The organism is Paenibacillus sp. S150, from assembly GCF_019352175.1.
GTDB lineage: Bacteria > Bacillota > Bacilli > Paenibacillales > Paenibacillaceae > Paenibacillus_AQ.
Genome location: NZ_JACBYI010000049.1, coordinates 24,460 through 44,156, shown reverse-complemented (window position 1 = coordinate 44,156; position 19,697 = coordinate 24,460). Strand labels below are relative to the sequence as shown.

The following is a 19,697-nucleotide window of genomic DNA, read 5'->3' as shown; positions in this document are numbered from 1 at the left end:
CGGACATGGTCATTTACGTTGTGCTTGTTTATGCTTTTGTTGTTATCATAGATCCCTATGGGCTGCGTAAGCAAGGCCTGAAGCGGGATTTCTATGTATGCTCTGTTCTTTGCCTGGTATCCTTTTCCCTGGCTTTTGCCCTGGCCATGCATTGGGAGATTCCCAGTCCTTCTCCGCTGATTGTTAATTTAGTCAAGGCGTTATTCTAAAGCTGCATTTGTGAAGGGGGAGGAAGGATGAGCAAAGAAATAGTACCGGCGGGGCAGTCTATCAGTATAGTTGTCCTGTTTATTATCGGCACTTCACTGTTCATGGGAGTTTCTAGTCAATCCGGCAACAGCAGCTGGATTGCTCTCATCTTTGCCATCCTAATGGCGATTCCGCTGATGTTCATTTACGCACGGCTGCATGTGCTTTTTCCGGGCAAGGATCTCTATGATATGCTGATTGCCGTGTTCGGCGCTGTCTTTGGCAGGATGCTCTCTTGTCTGTACATATGGTATGCCCTGCATTTGGGTGCGCTTGTGCTGCGGAACTTCGGGGAATTCAGCAAGACGGTGGCCTTAACCTCCACACCGATGCTTGCCCCAATGCTGGTGATAGGGCTGCTGTGTGTGTGGGTGGTGAAGGGAGGACTGGAAGTGCTGGGGAGAAGCGCCAAGTTCCTGCTGCTGTTTACACTTGTAGTGATTGCAGCGATACAGCTGCTCTCGGTGCCCAAGTTTCAATATGAGCATTTATTTCCTTTTTTAGATAATGGATGGAAGTCTGTTTTTGCAGATGCGATCGGCTCCTTCACCTTTCCGTTTGCCGAAATTGTGATTTTCCTCGGTGCGTTCAGCGCGCTGCCCAAAAAGGGTTCAGCGGCACGGGTGCTGGTTAGCGGCACGTTGATTGCCGGGGGGATTATTATTTTTGTCACCTTTCGCAATTTGCTGATGCTGGGGCAGGAAATTCTATCAAGTCTGTACTTTCCCTCCTATGTGGCGGTAAGCAGAATCAATATCGGGGATTTCCTGACCCGGATCGAAGGCTCGGCAGCAATTATATTTGTAACGGCGCTTTTTATTAAAGTGAGCCTATGTTTGTATGTGGCCTGCAACGGGGTGGGCAAGGTATTCAAGCTGAACAGCTACCGCTCGGTAGTACTCCAGATGGGGCTGATCATGGTCTATCTGGCGGAATTCATTTATAAGGATATTATGCAAATGGAGTATTTTGCCTATCATATCTACAAGATTTATGCCTTTCCGTTTCAGGTGATTATTCCTGTACTTCTGTGGATTACCGCTGAGATTATGGCCCGGAGGAAAAGGAACAGACAGTCGGCTGCGCAGCAGTAAGAACATTGCCGCGCCTTTGGGCTTCCCGTGAATATAAGCGGGGAGTTTTTTTAAAGATAATTTATATGTTTCACGCTATAAATCAGCCTTATCTTTCCCGCTGAAACGGATACCGTCCTTATAAGGACGGCGAAGCCGTTTCCACTTGTTGTCAACATTTGAGGAAGATAGCTATAATGAGAGGCAGGGAGACAGAAAATAAAAAGCGGAATTTAAGGAGGAAGCGCTGGTGAGTGCGTCAAGCATCGTCATGTCCTCACATTGGGGCAGGGAAGTCAGACATAAATATATTACACAGGAATCCAAGGCGCTCGTGGTAGTCTTTCCTGGCAAGAGCTATTCCGCCGAACGTTCGCTGCTGGATTATGCGGCCAAGCTGGCCCGCGAATACGGCTGCGATATCCTGCTGCTGGAATATGGTTATCAGAGCGCACGGGCAGAGCTTAAACGCGAGGAGATAGATATTGTAGCAGAAGAATGCAAAGCGGCTGTTGCGTCACTCCCGGATTATGGGCAGCTGCTCTTTGTGAGCAAAAGCATGGGGGCAATCATTGCCGGAACAGTGGCGGCAGAAATGAATCTTCAGCAGAAAACCTCTCATTTGTACTTAACGCCCGTTGCAGATTCGCTCCCGCTGCTGCGTAAAAGCCGGGGCAGCATCATCTATGGCGGAAGCGACCCGACATTCACGGAGCATCATGCCGCTGAGCTCGGCGGGCTGAAGAATCTTCGGGTGTACCGTATCGATGACGCCAATCATGCGCTTGAAGTGGGCAGCGTCAATGAATCGCTGGCGGTGCTGCTGGTTATTATTAATTTTTATCATGAGTTTTTCCGCGATGCTTTGCCGGGATGAGAGCATCTGACTATAACAATTAGTCTGGATAGACGGGGGAAAGAGGCATGCAGGGGAAACGGATTGGGGAAGGCAGAACGGCCGAGGTTTGGGAGCATGGAGCCGGGAAGATTCTGAAGCTGTACCGTGAGGATATTCCGGCGCACGATGCGGAGCGCGAATATGAAATCAGTAAATATGCCTTTGGGCAGAACCTTCAGACTCCCCGGCCTTTTGAGCTGGTTGCGGATCAGGAGCGCAAGGGCATTGTATTTCAGCAGGTTTTTGGACGCTCCATGCTGGGGCTGATCGGGAAGAAGCCGTGGAAGCTTGGCGAGTACGCCGGGCAGCTGGCGGCACTCCATTACGATCTGCACAAGCTCCAAGGTCCGGACGCATCCGGAAGGCAGAAGGAGAGCCTGAAGAGCAGTATTATTGCCGCACCCATGCTGTTAATGGAGGAGAAAACGGCCATACTGGCTAAGCTGGAACCGCTGCCAGCGGGAGACCGGCTCTTGCATGGGGATTTCCACCCGGACAATGTGCTGATGGATGGGCAGGCATGGATTATCGACTGGATGAACGGGACCGCCGGCAATCCGGTGGGGGACGCGGCCCGCACTGTGGTGCTGCTCAGCATGGGAACATTGCCGCCCGGGGCATCATTATCCACCAGGTTCGTTACGGGTTTTATCAGACAGAGGCTGACGAAAGGCTACATCCGGGAATATCTCAGGCTCTCGGGTTTGGCATACTCCGAGGTGAACGCCTGGGTGCTGCCTGTGGCGGCGGCCCGGCTCACAGAGGGCATACCGCTGGCCGAGAAGGAACAGCTTGTCCGTGAAATCCGCAGACGTCTAAGGCCGGAATCCTTCCGGTCGGGACATTAAGGGAAGAAGGTGCACTTTGACTACATATATTGCGCTGCTGCGCGGCGGGAGAGAAAAGTGAGGTCCGCATAGGACCCGGAATATGTTTAAATGCAAGGCCCCGCGCTGCGGGGCTATTTTTGTTGTAATGGTTTCAGCAAACATTCAGTTTGATTTCATTATGAGTTAAGGTAGGGATGCCATACTACATCTAAGCAAAGCTGTACCGGGGGGATAGAGCACTGCCGGAATAATATACGGATAGTTCGATGGGAGCGGAGATAAATGAATCGGATAAAAAAACTGAGTTCCGATGTCGTGCTGCTGGGGATTCTGCTGCTTGCAGCGTTTCTGTACAGTTATGGAATCTGGAATGATCAATACGTAAATACGTATTATACAACCGCAGTAGGAAGCATGCTCCAGAGCTTCCACAATTTCTTCTTCGCTTCGCTGGATTCGGCGGGCTCGGTAACGGTCGATAAACCGCCTGTGACGTTCTGGATTCAGACGGTCAGCGCGTTGATCTTCGGACTGCACGGCTGGAGCGTGATTCTGCCGCAGGCACTTGGGGGCGTCGGCTCGGTGCTGCTGGTGTACCTGCTGGTGAAGCCGACCTTCGGCCGCACGGCCGCACGGCTGGCCGCGTTGGCAATGGCAACAACACCAGTAGCTGCCGCTGTCAGCAGAACGAACAATATTGATGCCATGCTGGTATTTACACTTTTGCTGGCGGCCTGGTTTCTCTTCAAGGGTACAAAGCACAATAAAATTGGCAGTCTTCTCGCCGCATTTGCTTTGATAGGCGTAGGCTTCAATGAGAAGATGCTGCAGGCATATATGGTACTTCCGGCATTTTACCTCTTCTATATTCTGGCAGCCAGGGTGAACTGGAAGAAAAAAACCGGAGTACTGGCCGCCTGCACTGCAGTGCTGCTGGCAGTTTCGCTGTCCTGGGCGGTTATTGTGGATTCGATCCCGGCAAGCAAACGCCCGTATATAGGCAGCAGCGGCACCAACTCTGTGCTGAATCTGGCCTTTGGCTATAACGGGGTTTCGCGCTTAACAGGTGACCGCAGCACTGGAGGCAGCGGCGGCGGCTTTCCTGGCGGCGGAGGCGGGATGGCCGGCAGCAACGGCGAAATGCCCTCATGGAACGGCGCTGAAATGCCGGCCATGGACGGAACTGGCGGCCAAGGCGGTCAAGGAATGATGAGCGGGGCAGAGGGTCAGGCGCCGGGCGGTACGGATGAAGGCACAGCCCCTGGCGGTCAGGCCGGAGAGGATGGCGGAAGACAAGGCTTTGGCAACCGGACGGATGGGGAAGGCCGCCAGTTTGGCGGCGGAGGCCAGGGCGGCCCCGGCGGAATGAACGGCGGCGGAGGAATGTTCAATACTGGTACTGCAGGTCCGCTGCGTTTGTTCCAGCCGGCGCTGTCGGGCCAGGCCAGCTGGCTGCTTCCGTTCCTGCTCTTCGGGTGCATCGGAATCTTTGCCGGCCTGCGCAGACGGAATTTCACACAGAAGCATAAAGAAGCATTATTCTGGCTGGCCTGGCTGGTGCCGGTTATGGGCTTCTTCAGCATCGCCGGCTTCTTTCACCAATACTATCTGATCATGATGGCACCTCCGATTGCAGCACTGGCCGGTGCAGGCTGGGTGCAGCTTGGGACCTATTATAAGGAGCGTTCGGCCTGGCTGTCGTGGCTGCTTCCGGCGGCTACGCTCGCTACAGCGTTTTTCCAGTGGTACATTATTCATCCTTATGACGATATGATCGGCAGCGGCTGGTCCATCGGTGTACTTGCAGGAGGAATTGCGGTTACCCTGCTGCTGCTCATACTGCGGATAATGAAAGGCCGGGAGAAGCCGTTCGTGCATGCAGCAGCGGTGCTTGGTTTGCTGGTGCTGCTGATCGGACCGCTGTACTGGGCATTCACGCCGATCATTTACGGCTCCAGCAGCATGACTCCGGCGGCGGGCCCGGACAGCAGCAGCGGCATGGGCGGCAGAAACAGCGGCACAGGTGTCAACGGGAATCTGCTGGCCTATCTGAAGGAGCATAATACCGGTGAGAAATATCTGTTTGCGGCGATGGATTACGGAACGGCCGGTCCTTATATTATCGACGAGAATGAACCGGTAGTAATTCTAAACGGCTTCAACAGTTCGGATGTGCCCTATACCACCGGTACGCTGAAGGCGCTTGTGGCAAGCGGCAAAGTGAAATATTTTCTCGTCACTACCGGAGGCATGGGCGGCGGACGCGGCGGCAATTCTGAAATTACCGCATGGATTACGGAGAACGGGACTGTAGTTCCGGCTGAAGAATGGCAGGGCACAGAGTCAGGCAACAATGCGGGAACCTTGTATGAGGTCACCGTTCAATAGGACATTACTTAAATTTAAGGAGGAGCTGCTCATGAGTACACACGTGCGCTATTCCGTAATTATACCGATGTATAACGAAGAGGCGGTCATTCAGGAGACGTACCGGCGGATCAAAAAGGTAATGGGATCGACAGGAGAGGCTTACGAGCTGCTGTTCGTCAATGACGGGAGCACCGACAACTGCGCGCAGATGATTGAGGAATACAGCTACTGGGATGAGAGTGTGAAGCTGATTGATCTGTCCCGGAATTTCGGCCATCAGATCGCCATTACCGCCGGTATGGATTATTCGCTGGGCGATGCAGTGGTTATCATTGATGCCGATCTGCAGGACCCGCCGGAGCTGATTCTCGAGATGATCAAAGAATGGAAGAACGGCTACGAGGTCGTATATGCCAAACGCGTCAAGCGGCGCGGGGAATCGCTGTTCAAAAAATGGACAGCAAGCCTCTTCTACCGGGTGCTGCGTTATTCCACAGACATTTCCATTCCGGTGGATACCGGCGATTTCCGCCTGATTGACCGCAAAGTATGCGAGGAGCTGAAACGGCTGCCGGAGAAAAACCGTTTTGTACGCGGACTGGTCAGCTGGATCGGCTTCCGCCAGAAAGCGGTCGAATATGAACGCGATGAACGGCTGGCCGGAGAAACCAAATATCCGCTTAAGCGCATGATCAAGCTGTCGCTGGACGGAATCACCTCTTTTTCCTACAAGCCGCTGAAGCTGGCGGGCTATCTGGGGGGCGTGCTGTCCGCAGCCGGCTTTCTGTACCTTATGTATGTGCTGTACCTGGCGCTGTTTACGGACGCGGCCGTTAAGGGCTGGGCGTCGATGATCGGCATTACCCTGACCTTCAACGGATTTGTGCTGATCATGCTGGGCATTCTGGGTGAATATGTCGGCCGGATCTATGACGAGACGAAGAGACGCCCGCTCTATATTGTCCAGGAATTTTACAGCGGCAAGAAGCGGCAAAGCGTCAGCGAGCAGAGAATGGCACAGCTTAACAAATAATTCTAGCCCGGGAGTGGTCCATCGTGAAAATCAGAAAAGCCGTGATACCCGCCGCCGGCCTGGGCACGCGTTTCCTGCCTGCGACCAAGGCCCAGCCGAAGGAGATGCTGCCCATCGTCGACAAGCCGGCGATCCAGTATATCGTGGAGGAAGCGGTCCGCTCCGGTATTGAGAGCATCATTATCGTGACCGGACGCAATAAGAAGTCGATCGAGGATCATTTTGACAAGTCGGTGGAGCTGGAGCAGACCCTGCTGGAAAAGGGAAAGCTTGATCTGTTAAGCGAGGTTCAGGCCATCAGCGGACTGGCCAGCATTCATTACATCCGGCAAAAAGAGCCGCTTGGCCTGGGGCATGCCATCCTGTGCGCGGAGCAGTTTATCGGCGGCGAGCCGTTTGCGGTGCTGCTTGGTGATGACATCATGGTCTCCGAGCCTCCAGCGCTCTCGCAGATGATGAAGCTGTACGAGCATTCAGAGCAGACGCTTGTCGGTGTGCAGCAGGTGCCGAGGTCAGAGGTGAACAAGTACGGAATCATTGACTCCGGCGGTGCGGTGAAGGGTGTGCATGCCGTAAGCGGACTGGTCGAAAAGCCGGCGCCGCAGGCTGCGCCTTCGACAAATGCGATTATGGGGCGCTATATCCTCAAGCCCTCCATCTTCTCGGTGCTGGGCAAGCTGGAGCGCGGAGCCGGGGGGGAATACCAGCTGACAGACGCGCTGCATGAGGTATGCCGGGACGAGGGGCTGCTGGCCCTTGATCTGAAGGGCAAACGCTATGACATCGGCGACAAATTCGGCTACATTCAGGCTACGCTGGAGATGGGTCTGCAGCGTGAAGAACTGCGGCCGCTGCTCCTTGCGTACCTGAGGGAACTGCTTGGAAGCCCCGGAGAAGGCACGGAAGCCTTGTCCGCCCTGCAGTTCCCGGGCGCAAGCGCACGGAGGGGCTGATGGCAGGACTTAAGCTGAGGCAATCTCACCCCAATGAAGCTGTTCCGGATGATCGTGGCTGATAGCGGACTCTCTTGCAAAAAGGCCAACCCCTAAACCCGGTTGACCTTTTTGCAAGCCTGCTGCTTGTGACTCAGAAGCACTCTCTCTGGCCGCAGTCCTGAACAGTAGAGGGTTAAGCCTTCAGCAAATCATGATCGACATATCTTGCGCCGTTCAGTTCACTGATAATATTTATGGCGACCTTTGCACCGTCTCCGGCGGTGATAATCGCATGTACGCTTACTCCAGCCACGGTTCCAGCTGCCCAGATACCGTCGACATTGGTTTTGCCTTCCGCGTTCACGGCTACAACCGTCTTAATTCTTGGCTCAGTGCCGTCCTTTGTTTCCACACCTGCTTTGGCCGCCAGATCCGTGAGTACACCAGTAGCCAGAATCACATGCTTTGCTTCATAAGTGGCGCCGCTCTCGCTCTCAATGGCGAAGCCTTCACCCGTTGCCGTCAGGTTCACCGCTTGTTCGGCCACTAATTCGGCACCGAAGTTAACGGCCTGCTGATGGCCGGTTTCCACAAGCTCCGGTCCGCCGATTTCGGCAATCCCGTAGTAGTTCTTATACCAGCCTCTGCGCGTCATGCCTTTGTCGTTGTCAATCAGCAGCGTTTTTTTGCCCGCCTTGGCGGCGAACAGGGCTGCGCTTGCACCGGCAGGGCCGGCTCCAATGATGGCGATTTCATACATACGATTAACCTCCTGATAGTTTGATAGGATTGCTTCACAGATTATTATAACGTTAATGATTCTTAATTGGCTAATCAAGATCTTTGAAGCGCTAATTCAACAGGCGGGGAAGGGTAACTATGAAGGTGGTGCCTTCTCCGGGACGGCTCTTAACACGGATATCCCCGTGATGCGCCTCTACGATCGATTTCGTAATGGACAGGCCAAGGCCTGAGCCGCCGTATTTGCGTGTGCGCGAAGAATCGCTGCGGTAAAATCTTTCAAATACGTGGGGGATATGCTCGGCGGAGATGCCGGAACCATTATCCGTTACGGCCAGTACCGCTTCCTTCCCCCGGGTGGACAGCCCCACATGAATAATTCCCTTTTCGTTATCGGTATGTTGTACCGCATTATGGAATAGATTAAGAATCACCTGCTTCAGCCTGTCGGGATCATACATGCCGCGGATGCCGCGGGAGATATCGAAGGTAACCCTGCGCTCTCCTGCCAGCACCAGGAGCTGGGGCTGCATCTCGGCAATGACATCCCCCAGCAGCATGTTCCTGATGCTTAGCTGCGGCGCTCCGTCCATGCGCGCCAGCAGGAGCAGATCCTCCACCAGCTTGTTGATCCGTTTCGATTCTCCGTGCATGCTTCTCAGCGCACTCATGAGCTGCTCCTTATTATCCGCAGCTCCGCGCAGCAGCACCTCCAGGAAGCCGTGAATCGAGGTCAGCGGAGTTCTCAGCTCATGGGAAGCATCGGCGGCGAAGCGGCGCATCTGCTCCTTGGCTTCACGTTCATTGTGAAAAGAAACCTCCAGCCGTTCCAGCATTCCGTTGAACGACCCGGACAGCTTGTCAATCTCCGTCTGCCCCTGATCCACAGGAAACCGTATGCCCAGATTGCCCGCATCGATGCTCTGTGCCGCTTCGCCCATCTTGGATAAAGGGACCAGCGTTTTGCGCAGGGCGGGCAGATACAGAAACAGTCCAGCCAGCAGGGCGGCCAGCGACAGGGCGGCAAAAATCATCAGCTGCTGCATGATTACATCCTTCAGCGGGCCCGTGCTTATACTCATCTGAAGCAGCAGCCTGACATCCTGCGGCCTGCCGAGATTCATGAATACGGCAAGATGCTCGCTGCCGTCTGCTGCTGTAATGAGCCGGTAGCTGCCGGTAGCCTTGTCGGTGGTATGCTTCAGCAGATCATTGTATTCCGCATCGGATAATCTTGGAGCGGGAGAATCGGACAGCGTTTCTTCCTGGAAATCCTTGAATCCCCCATCCGAGCTGTAAATGGCGAGGGTTGCATGGGCATCGAGCAGAAGCGGGCGCCTATTCACGGAGCTGCGCATATTGCCGGGCGGGACAGCTTCACTGCCGCCCGGCGATCCGCTGGCGCCGGTGCTTCCGTCCATAGGCGGCAGCCCGTAGGCACGCGTGCCTGGAGTGCTGCCGGCTGCTTCACCGTTGCCTTCCGGTCCGGCAGCGCCAGAACCGTCCGGACTCAAGCCGGAGCCGTCCGAGTCGCCCGGCGGAATGCCCCGGCCGGTGCCTCCTGTCTCACCGTTGCCGGTCTCTCCGCCGCTTGTCCCGGCCGCGTTCTCGCCATATGGGCCATAAGCCAGGGAGTTGGAAAAAATCTCGCGCGGCACGGAGCGGATCTGGGTCTCCATGGACTCCGCCCTGTTGTTGTAAGTGAAGTCACGCATCAGTACATATTGCAGCACACCAATTAAGAACAGCAGCCCGGAGAGAATCAGCAGCGAGGTCACCAGCAGCTGCTTGCGCAGGGAACGTGGTGCCGGAAGTTTGCCCAAGAGGCCTTTGACACGGGCAATCATACCAGATCCACACGGTATCCGGCACCGCGCAGCGTACGTATGATGCGGTGCTCTTTATCGCCCAGCTTTTCACGGAGGGAGCGGATGTACACCTCGACGATATTTTCCTCGCCTCCGAAGTCATAGCCCCATACCTTATCCAGAATCATCGGCTTGCTCAGCACCAGTCCGTGGTTGATTACCAGATACTGCAGCAGCTCATACTCGGTAGGAGACAGCTCCAGCACCTCGCCCCTGTGGCGGATTTCCTTGCGCCGTCCATCGATCCGGAACGGGCCGCAGCGCACTTCGCCGAGCAGTCCGGGGAACTGGTTGCGCAGCCGCGCCTGAATCCGGGCCAGCAGCTCGTCGAAGCTGAATGGCTTGACCATATAGTCATCGGCCCCGAGAGACAAACCTTTGACGCGGTCGTCCACTTCGTCTTTGGCGGTAAGCATAATGACAGCAAGCTCCGTTTCTTCCGAACGGAGGTAGCGGCAGAGCTCGAAGCCGTCCATTCCCGGCATCATCACATCCAGGATAGCCACATGGGGCTTGAAATCGGCAGCAGCAGCAATGGCGCTGGTTCCGTCGGGTGCCGTTCTTACCTCGAATCCCTCATTGATCAGACCCAGCTCCAGGAACTGGAGAATATGGGGCTCGTCATCCACGAGCAGCAGTCTTACACCTTGGGCAGCCTTCATCGGCGGTTCCTCCAAATCGGTAATAGTTAGTACCATTATGACATATCAGGATGAATTTTTGCTGAAGATGGAACATTAATTTAACGAAAGGATTCGAAATTGCCTTTCAGGGTTAATCATAATGGTTAATCATATTATACGGAGATTTTAATGCTGTTAATTAAGATATTCAGTCGGAATTCAAAAGTCTTGAGATGAGGCAATAAAGGGTTTTGACGGCGGCCATAGAACACTTTACAATAAAGGATACGAACCGGTTTTTGAGACCCTTCCCAAACTCCGGAAGCCTATTCCGATTCTCTGAATTCCCCCGTTCTTACCTTGTCATTTTTCCTGTCAAGCACTTCTCTTTCGCTACACTTCTTTCTGGAATTTCTGTTTCTGCACCTGGGTTAAATCTACGCCGCACTATTCATTATCCAACCTTATTTTTATTGCATGCTTCATTACCCATAAGTCAAGGAGGCTCTTCCATGAAGAAAAAAGAAATGGTAGCCATGCTATTGGCGGGAGGCCAAGGGAAAAGGTTGAAGGGATTGACCAAGTCGCTTGCGAAGCCCGCTGTTTATTTTGGAGGAACCTACAGGATTATCGACTTTCCCTTGAGCAATTGCTCCAACTCGGGTATCGATACAGTCGGCGTATTGACGCAGTATGAGCCGCTGGTGCTTCATTCATACATCGGAGTGGGCAGCGACTGGGATTTAAACCGCAAGAATGGCGGGGTATTTGTATTGCCTCCGCATGAACGGGAGAACGGGAGCAGCTGGTACCGGGGAACGGCGGATGCGATTTACCGCAACCTCAAATTTGTAGACCAGTTCGATCCGGAGCATGTGCTGATCCTGTCCGGCGATCATATCTACAAGATGGACTATAATGCGATGCTGCAGTACCACAAGGCCAGAAATGCCGACTGCACCATATCGGTCATCGATGTTCCGCTGGAGGAAGCCAGCCGCTTTGGCATACTCAATACGGAGGATGACCTGAAGATTTACGAATTTGACGAAAAGCCTTCTAAGCCCAAGAGTACGCTTGCATCCATGGGCGTTTATATTTTCAAATGGGAGGTTCTCCGCAAGCATCTGCTTGAAGACGGTGAGAACGCCGGCTCCTCCCATGATTTCGGCAAGGACATCATTCCCCTTATGCTCAAGGACGGCAAATCTCTCTACGCTTATCCGTTTGAAGGGTACTGGAGAGATGTGGGTACGGTAACCAGTCTGTGGGAGGCCAATATGGACCTGCTGAGCGATAATCCGCCGCTCAATCTGAATGATCCCGGCTGGCGCATCTTTACCCGCAATCCAAACCAGCCGGCACAATATGTGGCACCCGGCGCCAGGGTATCGGGCTGCATCATTAATGAAGGCTGCATCGTGCACGGAGAGGTGAAGCATTCGGTGCTCTTCTACGGGGTGGAAGTGGGTGAAGGCAGTGTGATTACCGACTCTGTGATTATGCCGAAGGTCAAGATCGGCAGGAATGTAAGAATTCACAAAGCCATCATCAGTGAAAATACGGTGATCGAGGATTATATGGAGATCGGCATCGAGCGGGAGAATGAGGATGAAATTCTGCTGATCGACAATCGAAGCAAAAAACGCAAATCCGTTGCAGCCAAAACCATATAACCAGCAGAGGACGGGGGATTCCAATGAAAGAACTCATGGGTGTGATTAATCTTGACCATGAACTGGACAAATTAAATGAGCTGACCTATTTCCGCTGCGGAGCGGCCGTGCCTTTTGCCAGCCGGTACCGGCTGATCGATTTTGTTCTTTCCAATATGATGCGCGCGGAATTGGAGAGTGTGGGGCTGTTCGTCCGCCGCAAATACCGCTCGCTTATGGACCATCTTGGCGACGGCAAATCCTGGGACATGAACCGCAAGCACGGAGGATTGTTTATTCTGCCGCCTGACTGGAATGATCCGACGGATACTTCGCTGGGGGATTTGCAGCATTATCACAATAACCTGGATTTCTTCAATCGGGCATCCGCCAAATATATCGTGTTCTCCGGCAGCCAGCATATCAATACCGCAGACCTTCAGGAAGTATACCAGTATCATCTGGAAAAGGAAGCCGATGTAACGCTTGTCTACAAAAAAATCGACCAGCTTAAGCCTGAGCATGATCCCTGCCTGCGGGTTGAAGTGGATGAGGACAGCAATGTGACGGAGATTCATCAGGAGAAGGATCACCACAATGTGTATCTGGATATTTTTATTATGGAGAAGAAGCTGTTCCTGGAGCAGGTGGCATACTGCATTGCACATGGAGAAAGCTATTTCTTCCGTGATGCAATCCAGAAGAACCGCCACAAATTCAAAATCGCCGCTTATGAATATACAGGCTATCATGCCGTGATCAATTCGCTGGAGAGCTACTACAAGAACAGTCTGGAGCTGCTTCAGCAGGATAATTACTTCGGACTCTTCAAAGAGGCCCCGATTCAGACGAAAATAAAATATGAAGCCCCCACCCGCTATCTGGACAGCGCGGAGGTCAGCAACTCACTGGTGGCCAATGGCTGCATCATCGCCGGAGCCGTGGAGAACAGCGTGATTTTCCGGGGGGTGCAGATCCGCAAGGGCGCGCGCGTCGTCAACTCTGTGATCATGCAGAAATGCGTTATCGAAGAGAATGCCGTGATTGAGAATGTCATCATGGATAAAGACGTGCATCTGAGCAAGGACCGGATACTTGTCGGGGACAGCAAACGTCCGTTTGTAATTGCCAAGAGCAGCAAGATCTAACCACAGGCCTTATATCAAAAAGCATTTGTCAGGAGGAACCTGCTGTTGTTCAACGATAAAGAGACTTTTAAACAAGTGTTCCGCGAAACACTCATCGGGAAATTGGGCAAGCCGCTGGAGGAAGCATCGAACGCCGATATCTATAACATTCTCGGCAACATGATCCGCGAAAATGCGGGCAAAAACTGGGCGGATACCAACCAGAAGTTCAAGGCCGATAAGGATAAGCAGGTATACTATTTTTCCATGGAGTTTCTGATCGGCAGACTTCTCGGCAATAACCTCCTAAATATGGGTGTGCTCGAGGTTGTGCAGGGCGGACTTGAGGATTTGGGATTCTCTCTGCGTGAGGTGGAAGAGGAGGAAGCGGATGCGGGCCTCGGCAATGGCGGTCTCGGCCGTCTGGCGGCCTGCTTCCTGGATTCACTGGCTTCCCTGCAATATGCGGGGCATGGCTGCGGCATACGTTATAAATACGGCCTGTTCGAGCAGAAAATCGTTGACGGGTATCAGGTGGAGCTGCCCGATTACTGGCTGCAGAATAATAACGTATGGGAAGTGAGACGGGAAGACAAGCAGGTGGAGGTACGGTTCTGGGGCCATATCGAGACCCGTGAGGAGAACGGCGAGCTGTTCTTCGAGCATAAGGATTATGAAGCGGTTCGTGCGGTTCCTTATGATGTTCCAATCATCGGGGCAGACCGCAGGCATGTGAACACGCTGCGCAACTGGAGCGCGGAGTCCATCACCCAGCCTTCACGGATGTTCGGCTCTCTGGCAGGAAGTGATTACCACAAATTTCTGGAATACAAGCGTTCTGTGGAGTCGATCTCGGAGTTCCTTTATCCGGATGATTCGCAATATGAGGGCAAGCTTCTCCGCTTGAAGCAGCAATACTTCCTGTGCAGCGCGGGACTGCAGAGCATTCTGAGGACCTACAGCAAGACGGGGCTCGGAATTGAATCCCTGCCGGACAAAGTGGCCCTGCATATCAATGATACGCATCCTACGCTGGTTATCCCCGAGCTGATGCGGATTCTGATGGATGTGCACGAACTGGGCTGGGATCAGGCCTGGAGCATGACCACCCGAATGGTCTCCTACACCAACCATACCATTCTCAGCGAAGCGCTGGAGAAATGGCCGATCGGGATGGTGCGGGAGCTGCTGCCGCGTATCTTCCTTATTATTGAAGAGATCAATGCCCGCTTCTGCGGCGAGCTGATGAGCAAATATCCGGGCGACCAGAACCGGATTAATCAGATGGCCATCATACATGACGACCAGGTGCGCATGGCCCATCTGGCGATTGTTGCCAGCCATAGCGTCAACGGTGTCGCTGCGCTGCATACGGAAATTCTGCAAAAGCGTGAAATGCGCCTGTTCAATGAGATGTATCCGCACCGCTTCAATAACAAAACTAACGGCATCACCCACCGGCGGTGGCTGCTGCACGCCAATCCTGAGCTGGCAGGACTGATTAATGAATCCATCGGCACCCGCTGGGTTCATCATCCCCAGGAGATGATCGGCCTGATCAAATACAGCGAGGATGCGTCCTTCCAGGAACAGGTGGCTGGCATCAAGCGCCGCAACAAGCTGCGCCTCTCGGAGTATATCTTCAGCAAGCACGGGGTTAAGGTAGATCCCGACTCCATCTTTGATGTGCAGGTCAAGCGTCTGCATGCCTACAAGCGACAGCTGCTGAACGTGCTCCATATCATGCATCTCTACAATCAGCTTAAGGATAACCCATCCATGGATATCGTACCGCGCACCTTTATCTTCGGTGCCAAAGCCGCGCCAAGCTACCATCTGGCGAAGCGGATCATCAAGCTGATCAACACCGTAGCCGATGCCGTCAACAAGGACCCTGAGATCAAGGGCAAAATCCGGATTTTCTTCCTTGAGAATTATTCGGTGTCCCTGGCGGAGAAGATTATCCCGGCTGCCGATGTCAGCGAGCAGATCTCTACAGCGAGCAAGGAAGCCTCCGGTACCGGCAATATGAAGTTTATGATGAACGGTGCGCTGACCATCGGTACGATGGATGGGGCGAATGTGGAAATGCATGAGATGGTTGGGGATAACAATATGTTCCTGTTTGGCCTGCGTGCGGAGCAGGTCATGGATTTCTACCAGTACGGCGGCTATCATGCACGTGATATTTACAATGGCGACAGCCGTGTGAAGGAAGTGCTGGATCAACTGGTTACGCCGGGGCCCGTCTGCTGCAATACCCAGGAATTCGATACACTGTATCAATCGCTGCTCGACAATAATGACGAATTCTTCGTGCTGAAGGACTTCGCTTCTTATGTTGAGACCCATGTCAACATTGATCTGGCCTACCGGAATCAGAAGGAATGGCTGAAGAAATCTATTATCAATATTGGACATTCCGGCAAATTCTCCAGCGACAATACCATTGCCCGCTATGCATCCGAGATCTGGAACATCAGTCCGGTGCTGCGTTAGGCTGCCCGCCGGAGCTTTATTTTCCCTTCAAAAAAGACCTTCACCGGCGCAGATTCATCTGCAGCCGGTGAAGGTCTTTTTTGAAGGGATTATCGGATAATGCCGGCCACCAGGGCGGCGAAACGCTCCAGGAAGCGGCGTTCCTCATCATCAAAGCGGTGCTTGATCGGGCTGTCAATATCGAGCACACCGAGCAGGCGGTCGCCTTGAACCAGCGGAACGACGATCTCGCTGTTCGAGGCTACGTCACAGGCAATATGTCCAGGAAAGGTGTGCACGTCGCCAACGACCAGAGTGCGTCGCTGGCTGGCAGCCGTGCCGCATACGCCCTTGCCCAGCGGAATGCGGATGCAGGCCGGCAATCCCTGGAATGGTCCGAGCACCAGCTCTTTGCCGTCGAATAAATAGAAACCGGCCCAATTGGTATCCGGCAGGGAGAACTTAAGCAGTGCGGAGGCGTTGGCCAGATTGGCAATAGTATTCGGCTCGCCTTCCATCAGTGCGCCGAGCTGGCTTAGAACCGATTCAAACCGCTCGCTGCGCGTGCCGTCATAGGGCATGGCTTGAAACATGAAGCATCACCTTCCTGTACGATAAATCAGCATAATCCATAACTGTAACTAACAACATAGTACAGCGTGGCGGGATCGTCAAGTATTCCGGGGATTTTAACAAATTGTTTATTTTTTACACAAGGGGTTGACGGGGCTTGCCTTCCAGAACTGGCTGGTGTTTCCGAAATCCCTCCGCAGGGTAATGCAGTTATATAATACCGAAGGCTTCCGGGCCGGAAGGAGTGGAATATGCGCGCCGATGTACAAAACCTGTTCATAGGAATTCATATGCTGTATTGTGCACACGAGAAGGATCTGACACTGTCGGAAATGTTGCCTGAGCTGGAGAATTTAGGGTACCGGGTGGCGGAACGCGAAGTGAAGCAGGAGCTGGAACGGCTCTCACAGGAGAATTTCCTGACTGCCCACGGAGAGGCATACAGTATTACCGGAACTGGAATTGAGGAGTTCAAGGATATCCAGCAGAAGCTTCAGGTGCTGTGCACCGAGGTGCTTAAACCAGCCAAGACAGCGGGTGCTTCCGGATAGTCCCGGAAGCCGCGTTAGAATAGCAGCAGCGTCTGTACCAGGCGGCGGTCAAACCGCTCGGGCAGGCTTGAAGAAACGGAGGCCGCCTCTTTCAGAGGTTGGCAAAGCCGTTTTTTTTTGTGCTGGCCGGCCTTGAAGGCGGACTTTACTTCAGCGAAGGCTTACATATGATGTATACTAATAAAGTTGAAAGGGGACGAGTGCGTTGTATGTATGTGGTGGAGTGACACCCGTACTTGCGGGGAAAAGAATTGAGCTGCGTGCGATGGAGGCACGGCATGCACCTGCGCTGTACAAGGTATGGTCCCATCCGCAGGTAGCCAGCCTGCTGGCTGCGCCTCCGTTGTCTTCCCCGCAGGCTGCGGAGCAGCTGATTGCGCTTCTCACGCAAATGTCCCGCGAAGAAGAGAGCCTGCGCTGGAGTATCCTCGGTCCTGGCGGCGATGTGATCGGCAGCTGCGGCTACAACAGCTGGCAGCTGCAAGGAGCTTACCGGGGAGAAATCGGCTGTGAGCTGCTGCCTGACTGCTGGGGGCAAGGGTATATGCGGGAGGCGCTGGAGCTGGTGCTGGAGTTTGGCTTCACGGTGATGGGCCTCAACCGGATTGAAGGGCTGACCCATCCGGATAACGTCCGGGCGGAGCGCCTGTTCCAAGCACTCGGGTTTCAGCGGGAAGGGCTGCTGCGTGAATATCGGCATACGGAGGCTGGATTTCAGGACGTTGTTCTGTATGCACTCCTGCGCGGCCGCGAGAGAGGATTTGGATTCATTGATATCACCGGGAAGAACAGAACGTAAGCTTATTTTAACAGGGGTGCTGCTGGCCACCTTCTTGGCAGCGATTGAAGGGACGGTAACCGGACCGGCCGGACCCGCCATTGTGGGCGATTTCCAGGGGATGCAGTGGCTGAGCTGGATCTTTACAGCCTATTTGCTGGCGATGGCGGTTACGACGCCCATCTTCGGCAAGCTCAGCGATCTGATTGGCCGGAAGCCGGTGTTTATCGGCGGAGCGGCTGTTTTTCTCCTGGGCTCGCTGCTGTGCGGCCTTTCACAGAGTATGGAGCAGCTGATATTGTTTCGCGGATTACAGGGGATTGGAGCGGGTGCGCTGATTCCGATGACTTTTACGATTATAGGAGATATTTACAGCATTCAGGAACGGGCCAAAACCCAAGGGCTGCTGAGCTCCGTCTGGGGGATTTCCTCACTGGTTGGCCCGCTGCTTGGCGGTTATGTAGTGGATTATCTGAGCTGGCGCTGGGTTTTCGTGTTTAACCTGCCCTTTGGACTGTTGTCGATTGTATTCATCTCCCGTTTCCTGAAAGAAGAGAGCGTGCGGCGCAAGGCGAAGCTTGATCTGCCGGGGGTGCTGCTGTTCGCGGCGGGGATGGGCGCACTTCTCTTCGGCCTTACAACGGGTGGGCAGAGCCTGCCGTGGACTTCTCCATGGCTGCTGTTTCTGCTGGCCGCTTCCGCCGCTCTTCTGGTAGTCTTCTGGTTTGTAGAGCGCCGTGCTCCTGAGCCGATGCTGCCGCTGGGGCTGTTCTCGATCCGCAATATCGCCGTGTCTACCGGGGCCAATCTGCTTGTCAGCACTTTGATTATCGGGCTAACCACGTATGTGCCCTTATGGGTGCAGGGAGTCTCCGGTAAAAGCGCGGCCCTCTCGGGACTGCTGCTGGCGCCGATGTCGGTAGGCTGGATGCTCGGCTCAATCGCCGGCGGAAGAATGATCCTCCGCTCCGGCTCGCGGCGTACGGGTATGCTGGGACTGGCATTAATTGCACTGGGTGCTGTAGGTCTGGTGTTCATGACATCGTATTCCTCACAGCTGCTGCTTCCCGGTCTGATGCTCTCGTGCGGAGTGGGTTTTGGCTATGCCTCTATCGTGTTCACAATTATCGCCCAGTCCTCCGTGTTACACAGCCAGCGGGGGGCCTCTACAGCGCTGAATGCCTTCACCCGTTCACTCGGACAGACGGTAGGGGTGGCGATTTTTGGCTCCTGGCTGAACTTTAATATCGACAGGCAGCTGGCTGATGGGCCAGGCTCAGCCTCGGCTGGCGCCGACATCAATCAACTGCTTCATCCGGAGGGCGGCAGCACACTGCCGGCCGAAGCCTGGAGCAGCCTGAAAAACGCGCTGGAGGGCGGCCTGCATTCGCTTTTCATCGTGATGGCGGTGTTCGCTGTCTTGTCGCTGCTGGTAGCCTCCGGGCTGCGCAAAGGCCTGCCTTCGGTGAAGGAGGAGCCCGGCGTCTTGAAGGAAGTCTAATTTAAAAGATCAGAATTTATCCTGAATTTCGAAAGTAAGTATCCACAAATCATCTAAAAAGCTCGATTCGAAGGGATTTCTTGCTATAAACAGCTTGCACCCAATGGGTGAAGGAAAAAGAGGAGTTATCCCTTGTCCGATCTGGATGGGTTCCATTCACTTCCGGAATTCAGGATGAATTGAAACGGAGAGCCTGAACAAGCTGATGAAAAGCAAGGAGATTCATAAGGAACGAAAGCGAAGTGGAAAAAGTAACACTAATGGGCTGGAATTCTGGCTTGAACGGGCTTTAGTGGGATTTTGTACACCTAATGGAGGCCATCTCCCCCCATATGCCTGATTTCAGCCGAATTAGGTGTACTTTTTCCCACTAGGGATGATCCAGGAGCCGAATGCGGTGAATTAGTTATCCTT

At 53.8% G+C, this 19,697-nt stretch carries 17 protein-coding genes; 13 read left to right on the top strand and 4 right to left on the bottom strand.

Annotation, left to right across the window (positions count from 1 at the left end; all coding sequences use genetic code 11):
• Nucleotides 1-5 precede the first annotated feature (5 nt).
• The 7 genes from HYD27_RS27965 (at nucleotide 6) to galU (ending at nucleotide 7,406) form a co-directional block, all read left to right on the top strand.
• The gene (locus HYD27_RS27965; RefSeq protein ID WP_219220825.1) at nucleotides 6-209 is read left to right on the top strand and encodes a hypothetical protein; all 204 of its coding nucleotides are present in this window, start codon (nucleotides 6-8) and stop codon (nucleotides 207-209) included.
• 27 nt (nucleotides 210-236) lie between these two features.
• Nucleotides 237-1,343 carry a GerAB/ArcD/ProY family transporter gene (locus HYD27_RS27960; RefSeq protein ID WP_219220823.1) on the top strand — a complete coding sequence of 369 codons (1,107 nt, stop codon included), beginning with the start codon at nucleotides 237-239 and terminating at the stop codon, nucleotides 1,341-1,343.
• 229 nt (nucleotides 1,344-1,572) lie between these two features.
• On the top strand, nucleotides 1,573-2,199 hold the full coding sequence (locus tag HYD27_RS27955) for a hypothetical protein (protein ID WP_219220822.1): 627 nt from the start codon (nucleotides 1,573-1,575) through the stop codon (nucleotides 2,197-2,199).
• A gap of 47 nt (nucleotides 2,200-2,246) precedes the next feature.
• Nucleotides 2,247-3,068, top strand: coding sequence for a phosphotransferase family protein (locus HYD27_RS27950; RefSeq protein WP_219220820.1), 822 nt, complete (start codon nucleotides 2,247-2,249; stop codon nucleotides 3,066-3,068).
• 264 nt (nucleotides 3,069-3,332) lie between these two features.
• The gene (locus HYD27_RS27945) at nucleotides 3,333-5,438 is read left to right on the top strand and encodes a glycosyltransferase family 39 protein (RefSeq protein WP_219220818.1); all 2,106 of its coding nucleotides are present in this window, start codon (nucleotides 3,333-3,335) and stop codon (nucleotides 5,436-5,438) included.
• A 31-nt stretch (nucleotides 5,439-5,469) separates the two neighbouring features.
• On the top strand, nucleotides 5,470-6,453 hold the full coding sequence (locus HYD27_RS27940) for a glycosyltransferase family 2 protein (protein ID WP_219220816.1): 984 nt from the start codon (nucleotides 5,470-5,472) through the stop codon (nucleotides 6,451-6,453).
• Between the two features lie 23 nt (nucleotides 6,454-6,476).
• Nucleotides 6,477-7,406, top strand: coding sequence for a UTP--glucose-1-phosphate uridylyltransferase GalU (galU, locus tag HYD27_RS27935; RefSeq protein ID WP_219220814.1), 930 nt, complete (start codon nucleotides 6,477-6,479; stop codon nucleotides 7,404-7,406).
• A 175-nt stretch (nucleotides 7,407-7,581) separates the two neighbouring features.
• On the opposite strand, the gene HYD27_RS27930 is transcribed toward galU, so the two are convergent.
• The 3 genes from HYD27_RS27930 to HYD27_RS27920 all read right to left on the bottom strand — a co-directional run bounded on the left by HYD27_RS27930 (nucleotide 7,582) and on the right by HYD27_RS27920 (nucleotide 10,659).
• Nucleotides 7,582-8,148 carry an FAD-dependent oxidoreductase gene (locus tag HYD27_RS27930; RefSeq protein ID WP_219220813.1) on the bottom strand — a complete coding sequence of 189 codons (567 nt, stop codon included), beginning with the start codon at nucleotides 8,146-8,148 and terminating at the stop codon, nucleotides 7,582-7,584.
• 91 nt (nucleotides 8,149-8,239) lie between these two features.
• Complete coding sequence (locus HYD27_RS27925) at nucleotides 8,240-9,976, bottom strand: sensor histidine kinase (RefSeq protein WP_219220812.1); 1,737 nt, start codon at nucleotides 9,974-9,976, stop codon at nucleotides 8,240-8,242.
• On the bottom strand, nucleotides 9,973-10,659 hold the full coding sequence (locus tag HYD27_RS27920; RefSeq protein WP_219220811.1) for a response regulator transcription factor: 687 nt from the start codon (nucleotides 10,657-10,659) through the stop codon (nucleotides 9,973-9,975). Before HYD27_RS27920 ends, HYD27_RS27925 begins: the two co-directional genes overlap by 4 nt.
• Before the next feature lie 473 nt (nucleotides 10,660-11,132).
• Here HYD27_RS27920 and HYD27_RS27915 point away from each other — a divergent pair, with 473 nt between their 5' ends.
• From HYD27_RS27915 to HYD27_RS27905, 3 genes are read left to right on the top strand one after another with little or no spacing between them, the layout of a single operon-like run.
• The gene (locus HYD27_RS27915) at nucleotides 11,133-12,296 is read left to right on the top strand and encodes a glucose-1-phosphate adenylyltransferase (RefSeq protein ID WP_219220809.1); all 1,164 of its coding nucleotides are present in this window, start codon (nucleotides 11,133-11,135) and stop codon (nucleotides 12,294-12,296) included.
• A 23-nt stretch (nucleotides 12,297-12,319) separates the two neighbouring features.
• Nucleotides 12,320-13,423: a glucose-1-phosphate adenylyltransferase subunit GlgD gene (glgD, locus tag HYD27_RS27910; RefSeq protein WP_219220807.1), complete on the top strand. Its 1,104-nt coding sequence runs from the start codon at nucleotides 12,320-12,322 to the stop codon at nucleotides 13,421-13,423.
• 45 nt (nucleotides 13,424-13,468) lie between these two features.
• On the top strand, nucleotides 13,469-15,901 hold the full coding sequence (locus tag HYD27_RS27905) for a glycogen/starch/alpha-glucan phosphorylase (RefSeq protein WP_219220806.1): 2,433 nt from the start codon (nucleotides 13,469-13,471) through the stop codon (nucleotides 15,899-15,901).
• Between the two features lie 89 nt (nucleotides 15,902-15,990).
• Here HYD27_RS27905 and HYD27_RS27900 read toward each other — a convergent pair whose 3' ends face one another.
• The gene (locus HYD27_RS27900) at nucleotides 15,991-16,473 is read right to left on the bottom strand and encodes a GAF domain-containing protein (RefSeq protein ID WP_219220805.1); all 483 of its coding nucleotides are present in this window, start codon (nucleotides 16,471-16,473) and stop codon (nucleotides 15,991-15,993) included.
• A 231-nt stretch (nucleotides 16,474-16,704) separates the two neighbouring features.
• Between HYD27_RS27900 and HYD27_RS27895 the strand changes: the two genes are divergently transcribed.
• From HYD27_RS27895 to HYD27_RS27885, 3 genes are all read left to right on the top strand, one after another.
• Nucleotides 16,705-17,004 (top strand): hypothetical protein, encoded by a 300-nt coding sequence (locus HYD27_RS27895; RefSeq protein WP_219220804.1) that lies wholly within the window; start codon nucleotides 16,705-16,707, stop codon nucleotides 17,002-17,004.
• Nucleotides 17,005-17,209: 205 nt separating this feature from the next.
• On the top strand, nucleotides 17,210-17,803 hold the full coding sequence (locus HYD27_RS27890; RefSeq protein WP_219220802.1) for a GNAT family N-acetyltransferase: 594 nt from the start codon (nucleotides 17,210-17,212) through the stop codon (nucleotides 17,801-17,803).
• A complete protein-coding gene (locus tag HYD27_RS27885) occupies nucleotides 17,775-19,283 on the top strand; it encodes an MDR family MFS transporter (protein ID WP_228745392.1) in 1,509 nt (502 codons plus the stop codon). The genes HYD27_RS27890 and HYD27_RS27885 overlap by 29 nt, the downstream gene beginning before the upstream one ends.
• The last annotated feature ends 414 nt before the right edge of the window (nucleotides 19,284-19,697 follow it).

Excerpts from the sequence above, each read along its gene's own strand:
- HYD27_RS27965 (WP_219220825.1), top strand. The coding sequence starts at position 6 with ATGGTCATTTACGTTGTGCTTGTTTATGCTTTTGTTGTTATCATAGAT.
- HYD27_RS27960 (WP_219220823.1), top strand. The coding sequence starts at position 237 with ATGAGCAAAGAAATAGTACCGGCGGGGCAGTCTATCAGTATAGTTGTC.
- HYD27_RS27950 (WP_219220820.1), top strand. The coding sequence starts at position 2,247 with ATGCAGGGGAAACGGATTGGGGAAGGCAGAACGGCCGAGGTTTGGGAG.
- HYD27_RS27945 (WP_219220818.1), top strand. The coding sequence starts at position 3,333 with ATGAATCGGATAAAAAAACTGAGTTCCGATGTCGTGCTGCTGGGGATT.
- HYD27_RS27940 (WP_219220816.1), top strand. The coding sequence starts at position 5,470 with ATGAGTACACACGTGCGCTATTCCGTAATTATACCGATGTATAACGAA.
- HYD27_RS27930 (WP_219220813.1), bottom strand. The coding sequence starts at position 8,148 with ATGTATGAAATCGCCATCATTGGAGCCGGCCCTGCCGGTGCAAGCGCA.
- HYD27_RS27925 (WP_219220812.1), bottom strand. The coding sequence starts at position 9,976 with ATGATTGCCCGTGTCAAAGGCCTCTTGGGCAAACTTCCGGCACCACGT.
- HYD27_RS27920 (WP_219220811.1), bottom strand. The coding sequence starts at position 10,659 with ATGAAGGCTGCCCAAGGTGTAAGACTGCTGCTCGTGGATGACGAGCCC.
- HYD27_RS27915 (WP_219220809.1), top strand. The coding sequence starts at position 11,133 with ATGAAGAAAAAAGAAATGGTAGCCATGCTATTGGCGGGAGGCCAAGGG.
- glgD (WP_219220807.1), top strand. The coding sequence starts at position 12,320 with ATGAAAGAACTCATGGGTGTGATTAATCTTGACCATGAACTGGACAAA.
- HYD27_RS27900 (WP_219220805.1), bottom strand. The coding sequence starts at position 16,473 with ATGTTTCAAGCCATGCCCTATGACGGCACGCGCAGCGAGCGGTTTGAA.
- HYD27_RS27895 (WP_219220804.1), top strand. The coding sequence starts at position 16,705 with ATGCGCGCCGATGTACAAAACCTGTTCATAGGAATTCATATGCTGTAT.